Source organism: Streptomyces sp. NPDC033221 (assembly GCF_055577005.1).
This window is the reverse complement of the sequence record NZ_JBVIQN010000015.1, coordinates 109,134-121,671: the sequence shown is the minus strand read 5'-3', so window position 1 is coordinate 121,671 and position 12,538 is coordinate 109,134. Positions and strand designations below refer to the sequence as shown.

At 72.8% G+C, this 12,538-nt stretch carries 11 protein-coding genes; 8 read left to right on the top strand and 3 right to left on the bottom strand.

Annotated elements, in window-relative coordinates; translation table 11 throughout:
• Window positions 1–104 precede the first annotated feature (104 nt).
• The 3 genes from ACZ53K_RS21210 (at window position 105) to ACZ53K_RS21200 (ending at window position 3,363) form a co-directional block, all read left to right on the top strand.
• Window positions 105–749, top strand: coding sequence for an HNH endonuclease family protein (locus ACZ53K_RS21210; RefSeq protein ID WP_468838709.1), 645 nt, complete (start codon window positions 105–107; stop codon window positions 747–749).
• A 216-nt stretch (window positions 750–965) separates the two neighbouring features.
• The gene (locus ACZ53K_RS21205; RefSeq protein ID WP_468838706.1) at window positions 966–2,687 is read left to right on the top strand and encodes an alkaline phosphatase D family protein; all 1,722 of its coding nucleotides are present in this window, start codon (window positions 966–968) and stop codon (window positions 2,685–2,687) included.
• A 202-nt stretch (window positions 2,688–2,889) separates the two neighbouring features.
• Complete coding sequence (locus ACZ53K_RS21200) at window positions 2,890–3,363, top strand: DoxX family protein (RefSeq protein ID WP_468838704.1); 474 nt, start codon at window positions 2,890–2,892, stop codon at window positions 3,361–3,363.
• A 95-nt stretch (window positions 3,364–3,458) separates the two neighbouring features.
• On the opposite strand, the gene ACZ53K_RS21195 is transcribed toward ACZ53K_RS21200, so the two are convergent.
• Window positions 3,459–4,208, bottom strand: a complete 750-nt coding sequence (locus tag ACZ53K_RS21195; protein ID WP_468838701.1) for a superoxide dismutase family protein — start codon at window positions 4,206–4,208, stop codon at window positions 3,459–3,461.
• 357 nt (window positions 4,209–4,565) lie between these two features.
• On the opposite strand from ACZ53K_RS21195, the gene ACZ53K_RS21190 reads away from it, so the two are divergent.
• Window positions 4,566–5,270 (top strand): DedA family protein, encoded by a 705-nt coding sequence (locus tag ACZ53K_RS21190; protein WP_468838894.1) that lies wholly within the window; start codon window positions 4,566–4,568, stop codon window positions 5,268–5,270.
• A gap of 193 nt (window positions 5,271–5,463) precedes the next feature.
• The gene (locus ACZ53K_RS21185; RefSeq protein WP_468838698.1) at window positions 5,464–6,030 is read left to right on the top strand and encodes a GNAT family N-acetyltransferase; all 567 of its coding nucleotides are present in this window, start codon (window positions 5,464–5,466) and stop codon (window positions 6,028–6,030) included.
• A 169-nt stretch (window positions 6,031–6,199) separates the two neighbouring features.
• On the opposite strand, the gene ACZ53K_RS21180 is transcribed toward ACZ53K_RS21185, so the two are convergent.
• Window positions 6,200–7,153 carry a universal stress protein gene (locus tag ACZ53K_RS21180; protein ID WP_468838695.1) on the bottom strand — a complete coding sequence of 318 codons (954 nt, stop codon included), beginning with the start codon at window positions 7,151–7,153 and terminating at the stop codon, window positions 6,200–6,202.
• 147 nt (window positions 7,154–7,300) lie between these two features.
• On the opposite strand from ACZ53K_RS21180, the gene ACZ53K_RS21175 reads away from it, so the two are divergent.
• Complete coding sequence (locus ACZ53K_RS21175) at window positions 7,301–8,530, top strand: methyltransferase (RefSeq protein WP_468838692.1); 1,230 nt, start codon at window positions 7,301–7,303, stop codon at window positions 8,528–8,530.
• Between the two features lie 72 nt (window positions 8,531–8,602).
• Window positions 8,603–9,244 carry a nucleoside/nucleotide kinase family protein gene (locus ACZ53K_RS21170; protein WP_468838689.1) on the top strand — a complete coding sequence of 214 codons (642 nt, stop codon included), beginning with the start codon at window positions 8,603–8,605 and terminating at the stop codon, window positions 9,242–9,244.
• Window positions 9,245–9,372: 128 nt separating this feature from the next.
• On the opposite strand, the gene ACZ53K_RS21165 is transcribed toward ACZ53K_RS21170, so the two are convergent.
• On the bottom strand, window positions 9,373–10,989 hold the full coding sequence (locus ACZ53K_RS21165) for a glycosyltransferase family 39 protein (RefSeq protein WP_468838687.1): 1,617 nt from the start codon (window positions 10,987–10,989) through the stop codon (window positions 9,373–9,375).
• Window positions 10,990–11,112: 123 nt separating this feature from the next.
• Here ACZ53K_RS21165 and ACZ53K_RS21160 point away from each other — a divergent pair, with 123 nt between their 5' ends.
• Window positions 11,113–12,453: a glycosyltransferase family 87 protein gene (locus ACZ53K_RS21160; RefSeq protein ID WP_468838684.1), complete on the top strand. Its 1,341-nt coding sequence runs from the start codon at window positions 11,113–11,115 to the stop codon at window positions 12,451–12,453.
• Window positions 12,454–12,538: the final 85 nt, after the last annotated feature.

Genomic DNA, 12,538 nt, shown 5'->3' with positions numbered 1-12,538 from the left:
CATGTCGTCACTCTGTTACCTGGAGCCCGCCCGGTGGTAACCCCACGGCGCCACCCTGGGCTCCGTCCCGCACCTCAACTTCCCCCCACTTACAGGGAGTTTCGATGCCCAAGGTCTACGCGCGTCGCCTGTCGGTCGCCGCCGGCTCCGCCGCCGCCCTCGCCTGCACGCTGGTGCTCGGCACCCAGAGCGCCCAGGCCGCGCCGCCCACCCCGCCGGACGCCGCCACGGCCCGTACGTACCTCGCCCAGCTCAAGGAAGCACCCCAGGGCTCGCAGGACGGTTACAGCCGCGACAAGTTCCCGCACTGGTCCGACCAGGGCAAGAACTGCAACACCCGCGAGGTCGTGCTCAAGCGGGACGGCGAGAACGTGCAGACCGACGGCAAGTGCGCCCCGACCAGCGGCACCTGGAAGTCGGCCTACGACGACGGCGTGTGGACCAAGGCGTCCGACGTGGACATCGACCACGTCGTACCGCTGTCGGAGGCGTGGAAGTCCGGCGCCTCGAAGTGGACGACCGAGCGCCGTGGGCAGCTGGCCAACGACCTCACCCACTCGCAGCTGATCGCCGTCACCGACAACGTGAACCAGGAGAAGGGCGACAAGGACCCGGCCAAGTGGCTGCCGCCGAAGACCTCGTACCACTGCACGTACGCGCGGATGTGGGTGTCGGTGAAGCACGAGTACGGGATGACGGCCGACTCGGCGGAGAAGGCGGCGCTGAAGAAGATCCTGGACCGCTGCTGAAGGCTGCCGAGGGCCGCGGACGCCGCGGACACCACTGAGGAATGGTTACTGCCGAACTCGGCCTGACCGGCCCGTGACCGGGTGACGCAACCATACGACCGGATGGCTCCGTCTTTCTCCGTGAGGAGGCCGGAGCTGTCCCGTCGCCCTGCGATCTGCTCCTATCCTCTGAGCACACACGTACGGGCACCGGCCCGTACGAGGGGAGGATCGCCGATGGCCGGGCTGCTCTTGGGGCCGCTGCTGCGGTACGTGGACGAGATCAGCGCGACGGTGTGGGTCGAGACCGACCGGCCGTGCGAAGTGCACGTCCGCTGCGAGAACGGCGCCGGCGGTGCCGAGCGCACCTGGCAAGTGGCCGGACACCATTACGCGCTGGTACCCGTCGCCGGACTGACGCCGTCCAGCGAGACCCCGTACCGGGTCCTGCTGGACGGCGAACAGGTCTGGCCGCCGCCCGACAGCCGCTTCCCGCAGAGCACGATCCACACACCGGCCGCCCCGGGCGGCGATCCGGCGGACCAGCATCTGCGGGTCGCGTTCGGCTCCTGCCGCTGGGCCGCGCCGCCCGCCGACTCGCACGACCCGGTGGGCCCGGACGCTTTGGACACCCTCGCCGCCGCGCTCGCCGCCGACCCGGCGCGCCAACGCCCGGACGTACTGCTCCTGCTGGGCGACCAGGTGTACGCCGACCAGACCTCGGACGCGACCGCCCGGCTGCTCGCCGCCCGCCGCGACACCTCCGAGCCGCCCTGGAAACAGGTCGCGGACTATGAGGAGTACACCCATCTCTACGCCGAGTCCTGGCTCGACCCGGAGGTGCGCTGGCTGCTGTCCACCGTCCCCAGCTGCATGATCTTCGACGATCACGACGTCATAGACGACTGGAACACCTCCGCCGCCTGGCAGACCCGGATGCGGGCGACCTCCTGGTGGCGGGAGCGGGTGCTGGGCGGCCTGATGTCGTACTGGGTGTACCAGCACCTGGGCAACCTCTCCCCCGCCGAACTGGAGAAGGACGAGCTGTACGCCCGGGTGCGCGCGCTTCCGGACGGCACGGACCTGGTACGGGAGTTCGCTGCGGCGGCCGACGCCGACCCGGGCTGCGCGCGCTGGAGTTACCGCCGCGACTTCGGCCGCGTACGGCTGGTCATGGTCGACACCCGCGCCACCCGCGTCCTGGACGAGGAACGGCGGGCGATGCTCGATCCGGCCGAGGCGGAGTGGCTGCGCGAACAGATGCTGGCCGACCACGGCGCGTACGACCACCTGCTGGTCGGCAGTTCGCTGCCCTGGCTGCTGCCGAACCTGATCCACGACGCGGAGGGCTGGAACGCCGCACTGTGCGCCGGGGCGCGCGGCGCGCGCTGGGCGCGCCGGAGCGAGTCGCTGCGGCAGCGGGCCGACCTGGAGCACTGGGCGGCGTTCCCGGAGTCCTTCAACGCGCTCACCGACCTGCTGGTCGAGGCCGGTTCGGGCGAGGCGGCACCGGCGACGGTGTGCGTGCTGTCCGGCGACGTGCACCACGCGTACGTGGCCGAGCCGCACTGGCACGACGGTTCCGCGCCCACCGGCCGCATACTCCAGCTGACCTGCTCGCCCGTGCACAACAGCATCCCCGCCACCATGCGGGCCGGCTTCCGCTTCGGGTGGAGTCGGCTCGGTCGCCGGCTGGGCCACGCGCTGACCCGGCACGCCCGGCTGCACCGGCCGCCGATCGGCTGGCGCCGCACGGGAGGACCGTGGTTCGGCAATCAGCTGATGACCCTCTCACTGAATGGGCGCACGGCACGGCTGCGGCTGGATCAGGCACAGCGCGAGAAGGGCGCGCGGGGAGAGCGGGCCGGGCAGGGCGGCGGGGCGCGGCTGACCTGCGCGTGGGACGAGGTGCTCACCACGGGCCACCGGACGGACGGCGACGGCGAGGGGTCGCGTTAGCGGAACCGGTCACGGGGGGGGACGCGGACACTGCTCGACGCGTCATGGGCATGGCGGATCCGACGAAGGTGGCAGCTTCTTGCCATGACCCTTTTCGGACAACGGCCGGATGTGGCCAGATGTTGAACTTGCAAGTACCGTTTAGGTCTCCCTAACCTTTCAGCTTGTCGGTTCCCGTCCCCGAAACCGCAGGAGTCCCTTCATGTCCGCTCACTCTCCGGTGACCGAGTTCACCGAACGATTCAAGCCGCAAGCCCTCTCGCTCTTCCGTATCGTCACCGGTCTGCTCTTCGCCTGCCATGGCGCGTCCTCGCTGTTCGGCGTCCTCGGCGGCGCGATGGGCAAGGGCCTGACCGTGCCCGCGGGCAGCTGGCCCGGCTGGTACGCGGCCGTCATCCAGCTCGTCGGCGGCGTCCTGGTGATGCTGGGCCTCGGCACCCGCGCCGCCGCCTTCATCAGCTCCGGCTCCATGGCGTACGCGTACTTCTCCGCGCACGCGGGCCAGTCGCTGTGGCCGCTCCAGAACGGCGGCGAGCTGTCCGCGCTGTTCTGCTGGGCGTTCTTCCTGATCGTCTTCACCGGCCCCGGCGTCTGGTCGCTGGACCGCCTGTTCTTCGGCGCACGGCGGTCGGCCGAGGCCACGGCCGGCGCCCGGCGCGAGCCGAGCGCGGTCTGACGGCGGGCCGGCGACGCCGCCGGCTGCCACCCGGCGATGAGCGGCGGCCCCGGTATGCACCGGGGGCCGCCGCTCATTCATACGGACCGCCGCGGTCAGAAGAGCTTCGACAGGACGCCCGCGACGGCCTTCCCGGCTTCCTTCGACTGGTTGAACGGCACCGAGTAGCACGCCACCACGCGGCCGGCGGTCCCCGCCACACCGGCCCCGGTGGCGGTCCGCCGCTCGTGGATCACCACGGACCGCGCCTCGCCGGAACGGAAGCGCCAGGGATGCCGGGACGCGGCAGTGCCCTCACCGCGCCCGTCGGTCGTGAAGTCCAGCCAGACCTCGTTCTTGGGGTTGGCGTACGCCGGGTCGACGGACGGCGTACGCGGGTCCTTGCGGTGCTGGTAGTGCGGTCCCGAGCTGTCCGGGCGGGCGCCGCAGGTCCCCGTGTGGACGTGCGCCCCGTAGGTGCGCTTCGCCACCAGGCCGGCCACCCTGAGACCGACCCGGGTCCGCTTGCTGTCGGCGCGCTCGTTGACCGTGACGCGGGAGTTCACGGGCACCAGCTTCGGGTCGTACGTCACCGCCCTGCTCAGCATCGCGCCGTCCGGGCGGGTGAACTGCGCCGCGATGGTGACGGAGTACTCCTGGTCGACGGCGGTCTTCGTGACCTTGTCGCCGTCCGCCGCCACGGCCGCCGGCGCGAGCAGGAGCGTGCCCGCCGTGGCGAGGACCGCCACGGAGGCGCCCGCCGCCTTGGCGGCCGTCCTCGTCCGCGCCGCCCCGGTCCGCGCCACGGCAGTGCCGGACCGGCCGCCGCGCACGGCTTGGGCCCCGCTCGCGGTCGGCCGTGCCACGCTTACCGGCGCCGCCGACGACTCCCTGGACGCCCGTGAACCCGCGCCCGGCCCCCTCTCCGCCCCCGCCTTCATCTCCGCCTTCGTCCCCGACTCCATCCCTGTCTCCATCCCTGTCTCCATTCGTCTGCCGTTCCGCTCCGGAGCGCCCTGTCTACGCGCTTCACAAGGCACTTATATCGGCACATAACATGCCCAAAGCCGCGCTCTTTTGCGCCACGACCGAAGCAGACGGGTGACAGTGACGCCCGAGGCCGTTCTTCCGGGGTGTGAAGCCAACAACACCGTGCGCCCCGGAACGTCACTGCGGCCACGCCAGGCGTACGCTGTATGGCGGTACAGCCGCCCCAGCCGCCGATGCGACGTCGCGGCAGGGGTTCGGATCAGGAGAAGGACGTGTGGGAAAACCTGGGGTCGTTGAGCGGCACCCCTTGGGTCTACGCGATCGTCGGTCTCTCCGTACTCCTCGACGTCTTCGTGCCGATCCTGCCGAGCGGCGTTCTGGTGATCACCGCCGCCACCACGGCCGCGGGCACCCGCACCGCGGCCGGCGCGGTGGGCGTCTCCACCACCGTGCGCGGCGACGTCGACATCGCCGAGATGCTGGCCCTGGTGCTGTGCGCCGCGACCGCCTCGGTGCTCGGCGACATGGTCGCCTACCGGCTCGCCTGGCGCGGCGGCGACCGGTTCGACCGCGCCATCTCCCGCTCCCGCCGCCTGACCGCGGCGCAGGAACGCCTCGGCGCGGCACTGACGAAGGGCGGCGGCGGCATCGTCGTCCTGGCCCGCTTCGCGCCCGCCGGACGCTCGGTGGTCAGCCTGGGCGCGGGCGTCGCCCACCGTACGGTCCGGGAGTTCCTGCCGTGGTCCGCGCTGGCCGGGCTGGCCTGGGCCGCGTACGGCGTGTGCCTGGGCTGGGTGGGCGGCCAGTGGCTGGGCGCGTCGTGGATCAGCGCCGCGATGTCGGTGTTCGCGCTGTTCGCCGCCGGGTCCGCGGCCGTCTTCCTGATGCGCAGGCCGGAGCGCCGGGCAGCGGCGTTCCCGGCGCCGGGAACGGACTGAGCTCGGGCGTCCGGGTACGTGAGCGCCCGGACGGCTGAAGTGGCCGGGCGCCGGTCACGGGCGGTGACCGCGAACCATGTGCCTTGACCGGCGGCTACCGGTCACTAACCGGCCGACCGGATTCCGCCCTGAGGGGCGTGGGGCGGCGGGAAACCGCGGGCGGATTGTCAGACCCCGATGCGACCATGTGGGCATGAACGACTGGCAGTGCCGCCCCGAGACCCCCGAGGACATCCCGGCCGTCCGCCGGGTCAGCCTCGCCGCCTTCGAGACCTCCGGCGAGGCCGACCTCGTGGACGCGCTGCGGCGTGACCCGGCGGCCTGGCTGCCGGGCCTTTCTTACGTGGCCGAGCCCGCCGGGCCCGCCGACCGCGAAGCGGCGTCCGTGTCCGCCGCCGCGGCCGCCGCGCCCGGCATGACACCGGTCGTCGCGCACGCACTGCTCACCCGCTGTCACATATCCGGCGAACCGGCCGTCGCGCTGGCGCCCTGCGCCGTGCTGCCCGAGCACCACAAGCAGGGCGCGGGCAGCGCCGTCATCCGGGCCCTGCTGGACGCTGCCAGGGCCGCCGGCGAGCGGACGGCCGTCGTGCTGGGACACCCGCCGTACTACCCCAGGTTCGGTTTCGAGCCCGCCTCCCGCTTCGGCATCCTGCCGCCCCAGGACTGGCCGGACGAAGCGTTCCTGGCCCTGTCCCTGGACGGCAGCACACCGCCGCGCGGCACGGTGCGCTATCCGGAGGCGTTCGGCATCGCCTGAGGAAACCTGAGGAAACCTGAGGAAAGGGGCCGAGTGGATCGGACGGCGGCTGGCGCGAGGAGCCGGATGGTTCGGGCGGCCGGCACGGGAAGCCGAGCAGCCCGGGCAGCCGGCACGGGAAGCCGAGCGCTTCGGACGGAGGCCGGCGCGAGGGCTCCGGTTGTGCGCCCTACTTCCCGTCCGCTTCCGCTTCCGCTTCCGCGTCCCTTCCGGTGCTCCGCTCCGACTCCTCCGGCACGACCGCGATCGGGCATACGGCGTGCAGCAGTACGGCGTGGGCGACCGAGCCCAGCCGGCGGCCGACCGGCAGGCGCCTGCGGTGCCGGGCGACCACGACCAGATCGCTGCTCCTGGACGCCTCGACGAGCTGCCCGGCCGCGTCCGCGCTCCGCAGTTCGACCGTCACGGCCACCTCGGGGTGCCGCTGGCGGTGCGGTGCGAGGGTCCGCGTCACCTGCTCGGCCAGCGCGCTCTCGTACTCCTGCTGGGTGCCCTCGTAGGCCGCCACGTATTCGAAGGACGGCGGCGTCAGCATCGGCCACGCATAGCCGGAGACGACCTTGAGGCGCGCGTCGCGGCGGCTCGCCTCGGCGAAGGCGAAGCCGATCGCGCCCGGTTCGTCCGAGGAAGCGTCGACGCCCAGGGTGACCTGCGACAGGGTGGGGCGGACGACCTCACCGTCCGGACCGAGTTCGGCGCCGGCGCGGTCCGGGCGCGGTACGACCACCACGGGCCCTTCCGCATGCGCCGCGCACGCCATGCCGTTCGAGCCGAGCAGCAGGCTGGCGAAGCCGCCGCGCCCGCGCGAGCCGAGCACGAGCAGCTGCGCCTCGGCCCCGAGGGCGGGCAGCAGCGTGTCGGTGAGCCCGCTGAGACTGCGGAATTCGATGCCCGGCAGACCGGCTGTGTCGGCCTGCCCGTCCAGCGTCTTGCGCAGTTCGTCCAGGACCGGGTCGCCGATGCCGGACTCGGCCGCCGCGCGGCCCTCCGAGGTGACATACGGCCAGACGTGCACGATCTGGAGCGGCGCGGAGCGCAGCCGGGCCGCCTCGATCGCCCAGCGCAGCGCCCGCTCGCTGTCGGGAGATCCGTCCACCGCGACAATGACCGGCAGGGTGTCCATGTACGCCTCCATGCGACCAACAGCGTGTGCTATGCCCAACTATTTCCATACTCCTACCCCGTGCCGTCCGGAGGACAGGGGACGAAGGTCCCTCCCCGGCACGGAGTAGAGTCGAACGTCACTTCTCAGCCCCTTACCTGGGACGCAATGAACACACTTCAGGCCCCGCAGTCCGTCGCGTGGACCGAGGCCGGCGCCGAACGCACCGCACGCTGGCGTTCCGAGAGCGGCACCCCGGCCCCCCGCCGGGTGGCCGTCGCGGACGACCGCACGAAGGCCGACGACGCCTACAAACTCGCCTGCGAGGGCACCGCGCTGCTGTGGCGCGGCGACTTCCACAACGCCCGCCAGCTGCTGACGGCGCTGGCCCGCCGTATCGACCGCCGTCCGCGCAAGCGGCCGCCGGCCGACCCCGCCCAGGCGTTCCACCTGCACCGGGCCGCGCAGAGCCAGCGCGCCCGGATCCTGGGGATGCTGCTGGTGTCCCTGGACCCCGGCTACGGGCTCGCGCTGCGCCGCGCGCCCGACGTCCGGGAGGCATGCGTCCAGGCGTACGGCCCGGACGACGCCGGAAGCCCCGCCGGCGCGGCCGAGACCGACGCCGGTCTGCCCCTGGTCATCTCGCTGCGCGAACTCCTCGGCGTGCTCGGCGCGTATGAATGGCGCAGAAACGGCGTCGGGATACCGGCCCTCGGCGGCGACCGCATCCATCCGTACTACGGCGTCTTCTCGCCGGTGCGCGGCGAGTACGTCGACCTGGTGGCCCGGGCGCCCCTCCCGTCCGTACCCGGCCCGGCCTTCGACATCGGCACCGGCACCGGCGTGCTGGCCTCGGTGCTGGCCCGGCGCGGCGTCTCCCGGGTGGTGGCGACGGACCAGGACCCGAGGGCGCTGGCCTGTGCGCGGGAGAACACCGAACGGCTGGGCGTGGGGGACCGCGTGGAGGTCGTGGCGGCCGACCTGTTCCCGGCCGGACGCGCGTCACTGATCGTCTGCAACCCGCCGTGGGTCCCGGCCAAGCCCACCTCCCCCGTCGAGTACGCGGTCTACGACCCGGGCAGCCGGATGCTCCGCGGCTTCCTGAACGGCCTGGCCGCCCATCTCGAACCGGGCGGCGAGGGCTGGCTGATCCTGTCCGACCTCGCAGAACACCTCGGACTGCGCCCCCGCGCCGAACTGACCGCCGCGTTCGACGCGGCGGGCCTGACGGTGCTGGACCGCCTGGACATCCAGCCCCGGCACCCCCGCGCCCACGACGCCTCCGACCCCCTGCACACGGCCCGCGCCGCCGAGGTGACGTCGTTGTGGCGGCTGGGGGCGGCGGGAGCAGCGGGAGCAGCGGGAGCAGCGGGAGCAGCGGGAGCAGCGGAGGCATGATCACCGTGTCCGGCGGCGCCGTACCGAAGTGCTGAGACCTGAAGCCCCGAAAGAGGATCGAAGACCGCGATCATGGAACCGCAGCAACTCACCGCACGCGCCCGGCGCCTCGCCGCCTCCGCCACACCGGGCCGCCGCCGGCTCCTCGGCATCGCGGGGCCGCCCGGCTCGGGCAAGTCCACCCTGGCTGCCCGCCTGGTGTCCGAGCTGGCCGGAGCGGCGGCACTCGTCCCCATGGACGGGTTCCACCTCGCCGAGGCGGAGTTGCGCCGCCTGGGGCGTACGGACCGCAAGGGCGCCCCGGACACCTTCGACGCCGCCGGGTACGCGGCCCTGCTCACCCGCCTGCGCTCCCCCGCGCCGGACACCGTCGTCTACGCCCCGGCCTTCGACCGCCGCATCGAGGAGGCGGTGGCGGGCAGCGTCCCCGTGACGCCCGACGTGCCGCTCGTCGTGACCGAGGGCAACTACCTGCTGCTGGACGACCCGTCGTGGGCCCGGGCCAGGGCGTGCCTCGACGAGGTCTGGTACGTGGACCTGGACGACGCGGAACGGGTGCGGCGCCTGATCGACCGGCACGAGCGCTTCGGCAAGTCCCGCGCGCACGCCGAACGGTTCGTGCACGCTTCGGACGAGGCCAACGCGCGCTTGGTGGCGGCCGGGCGGGAGCGCGCTGATCTGGTCGTCCGGCTTCCTGCGGGTCCAGAGCTTTAGTTTGCCTCCCGGCTTGGGGCTGGTTGTTTTATTGCTGGCGGCTCGTGGCTTTTGGCCTGCGGCTCGTGGCCTGTGACTCGTGGCCTGTCGCCTGCGGCTTCGGGCCTCTGGCTGCTTACGGCGGCGGGTCACCGTATCCGCTCGTAGACCTCTATGCGGCGGCCGACGGTGTCCGTACGGTCGGTCCGCTTGAAGTGCCGGTCGAGGACGCGGAGTTTGACGGCCTCGCGTACGGGGGCGGGCGGCGCGGCACGCCGGGTGTCGGTGACGACCACGAGGCGGGTCTCGGCCAGCATGGCGGAACGTATCTGCTCGGCACTGCCCTCAACGCCCTTGATGGTGCCGGAGGCCGCCGGGCCCTCGGTCAGCGCGAGATCGTCCAGAACGGTGAACGCCGACGGCGTCACCAGTGCCGTGTCGCGCCGCGCGGCCGGTATGAACAGCACGCCGTCACCCTTGTGCGCGGTCGCCGCGACCCGGCCGGCCGCCCGCAGCACGTCGTCCGCCCTGCTCTTCGGCTCGCGCAGACCGGTCTCCACCGGCAGCAGCGCCACGAAGGCCAGCGCTGTGACGCCCGCGAGCAGCACCCACGTACGGACCGGGAGCGCCTGGACGGCAGCCGCGACGCCGACGCCGACGAGCAGGGCGAAACCGATGTTCGTGTAGAGGACGTAGCGGTCGAGGTAGACGGGCTCCACGAGGACGGAGGCCAGCAGCAGACCGCACTGCGGCACGGCGAGCAGCGGCAGTCCCACGGAGGCCGGTGACATGGGCGCGCGGCCCCGGCCGGGGTACGGGACACGGGCGCACACCAGCGCCACGAGCAGCAGCATGGCGATGCCCAGCAGCGTGGACACGGCGACCGGCTTGATCCACGACACCTGGTCCGACTGGGCCCGGCTGGCCTGGATCAGCGGCAGCGCGCCTGCCAGCACCACAGCGGCGGAGACCGACCACGGCAGCCACAGCGGGCGTGCGCCGCGGCGGCGCGCGGCGAGCACCGTGACGGCGTGCGCGGGCAGAGCGAACAGCGAGAACCAGTTCAGCAGGGCCGTGATCAGCATGACGACGGCGTAGCCGGTCCAGCGCGGCCAGCGGCGGCGCGGTACGGCCGGCATGCCGTTCGAGGTGCTGCCCGAGGCGTTGCCCGAGGTGCTGCCCGAGGTGCTGCACGTGGTGCTGCACGTGGTGCTCACCAGGAGCCAGGTGGCCACCGCCGTACCGGCCGTGACCAGCGCGTACGCCCGCCCTTCCTGGGCGTAGTGCTGGATGTTGGGGACCAGCGCGAGCACCAGTCCGGCGGCGAGACCGGCCCACGGCCCGGCGAGGCGGCGTCCGGCCGCGGCGGTTGCGGCAGCGGCCACGGCGACGGCCAGGACGGACGGCATACGGAGAACGGCCGGGCCCGTGCCGAACAGCTCGAACACGCCGTGCATCAGCACGTAGTAGAGGCCGTGCACGACGTCCACCTGGCCGAGCATGTCCCAGATCTCCGCCACCGAACGCTGCCCGACCTGCCAGGTCACGGCCTCGTCCCGCCACAGACTGTCCTCCCGCCGGATGCCCCACAGGCCGAGCGCCAGCGCCAGCAGCGCGGGCAGCGCCGGGACGGCGAACCTCGCGAGAGCGGGGCGGCGGGCGGAGAGGTGGGCGGGGGCGGAGCTGCGGGTGGAGGGTGCGGCGGTGACGCCGCGCTGCGCGGGGAGAGCGGCGGCCGGTGGGGCGGGGGCGGCTTCGGCGGGCATGGCGTGGACTCTACACTGCACGTATACATTGAATGTATACACCCCGAGGGTAGCGCGCCGCTTCGCCATTTGCGCAGCTCAGCGGGGCCCCGTCCCACCCGCACGAACGGAGCGTCCGGCGAAGTGCTCGACCAGACCACCGATCGGCTCGCCGGTCGGACCATCGATCAGGCCACCGATCAGGCCACCGATCGGGCCGTCGCCCGCCCCCATGCCGGAACCGGCCCCCGTCCCCACGTCCGCCTCCGCACCCGCACCCGCACCCGTACGGCCCTTTCACCCCTGCTCGCCATCTGGCTCCTCAGCCGGCTCTGGCTGGTGCCGGCGGCGCTGAAGGTCAGCCCGTTCGTGGGTGGCGGCGGCCTCGATCCGTCCGTGAGCAGGGTCTACACCGGCTGGTACGAGACCTTGAGCACCGGCAGCTTCCCGCTGCACGACGTGAGCTGGCAGTACCCGCCGGGCGCCGCCCTCCCGATCCTGGCTCCCGGCCTCGTCCCCGGCCTCGGCTTCGGGCACGCCTTCATCGTGCTGGCCGCCCTGTGCGACGCCGCGATCTTCGCGCTGCTGGTGTGGGCCGCGCGGCGGCGCGGCCGTTCCCTCGCCGCGCCCTGGCTGTGGACGGTGGGTCTGGCCGTCCTCGGCACCATGCCGTGGAACCGGTTCGACCTGCACGTGACCGCCCTGGCGGTGCTCGCCCTGGTGGCCGCGTCCGCGCGGCGCGCCTGGGCCGACCGGGCCTTCGGCGCCGTGACGGCGATCGCCGCCGTCATCAAGGTCTGGCCCGCGCTGCTGCTCGCCGGTACCTTGCGGGGCCGCCGTACCCGTACGGCCTGGACGGCCGCCGCCGTCACCGGCATCGCCGTGACCGCCGGGTTCGCCCTCGCCATGCCGAACGCGCTCTCCTTCCTCTCCGCCCAGGAGTCGCGCGGCATTCAGATCGAGTCGGTCGGCTCTCTGCCGTTCCATGCGGCCCGGCACTTCGGCTGGAGCGGTACGTGGGCGGCGAAGGACGGGTCGCACGAATTCGTCGGCCCGTGGGTGAACGGGGTCAGTGTCGCCATGCAGGTGTCGACCGTGGTGGCCTTCGGCTGGCTGCTGTGGTGGCGGCACCGTTCGGACCGCACCGCGGCCCGGGTCCTGCCGGACGCCGCGCTCACCGCGACGCTGCTGTTCGTGGTCACCAGCCGGGTGATTAGCCCGCAGTACATGATCTGGCTGCTCGGCCTGGCCGCGGTCTGCCTGCTGCGCGGCGACACCACCCAGCGGCCGGTCGCCCTGCTGATCCTCGCGGCCTGCCTGTTCACCACGCTGGGCTTCCCGCTCCTGTACCGCGGGCTGCGGGATGACGCGGCCTGGCCGTCCATCGCCAACCTGTACGTCCGGAACCTGCTGCTGATCGCGGCGGCCTGGCTGTCCACCCGCCGCTTGTGGCGCGGGTCCGTACCCGTGGACCGGCCTTCCTGAGGAGGCGCCGGGAACTTCGGTGCGCTCCCATCCGTACATTCGGCAGTATGTCGACACACATCGACGCATGGACGCATGGACAGTT

What these genes read in the sequence shown, in the direction of transcription:
- ACZ53K_RS21180 (WP_468838695.1), bottom strand. Translation starts at nt 7,153, where the DNA reads ATGGACACCCTGCCGGTCATTGTCGCGGTGGACGGATCTCCCGACAGC.
- ACZ53K_RS21200 (WP_468838704.1), top strand. Translation starts at nt 2,890, where the DNA reads ATGTCCGCTCACTCTCCGGTGACCGAGTTCACCGAACGATTCAAGCCG.
- ACZ53K_RS21190 (WP_468838894.1), top strand. Translation starts at nt 4,566, where the DNA reads ATGCGACGTCGCGGCAGGGGTTCGGATCAGGAGAAGGACGTGTGGGAA.
- ACZ53K_RS21210 (WP_468838709.1), top strand. Translation starts at nt 105, where the DNA reads ATGCCCAAGGTCTACGCGCGTCGCCTGTCGGTCGCCGCCGGCTCCGCC.
- ACZ53K_RS21165 (WP_468838687.1), bottom strand. Translation starts at nt 10,989, where the DNA reads ATGCCCGCCGAAGCCGCCCCCGCCCCACCGGCCGCCGCTCTCCCCGCG.
- ACZ53K_RS21170 (WP_468838689.1), top strand. Translation starts at nt 8,603, where the DNA reads ATGGAACCGCAGCAACTCACCGCACGCGCCCGGCGCCTCGCCGCCTCC.
- ACZ53K_RS21175 (WP_468838692.1), top strand. Translation starts at nt 7,301, where the DNA reads ATGAACACACTTCAGGCCCCGCAGTCCGTCGCGTGGACCGAGGCCGGC.
- ACZ53K_RS21185 (WP_468838698.1), top strand. Translation starts at nt 5,464, where the DNA reads ATGAACGACTGGCAGTGCCGCCCCGAGACCCCCGAGGACATCCCGGCC.
- ACZ53K_RS21205 (WP_468838706.1), top strand. Translation starts at nt 966, where the DNA reads ATGGCCGGGCTGCTCTTGGGGCCGCTGCTGCGGTACGTGGACGAGATC.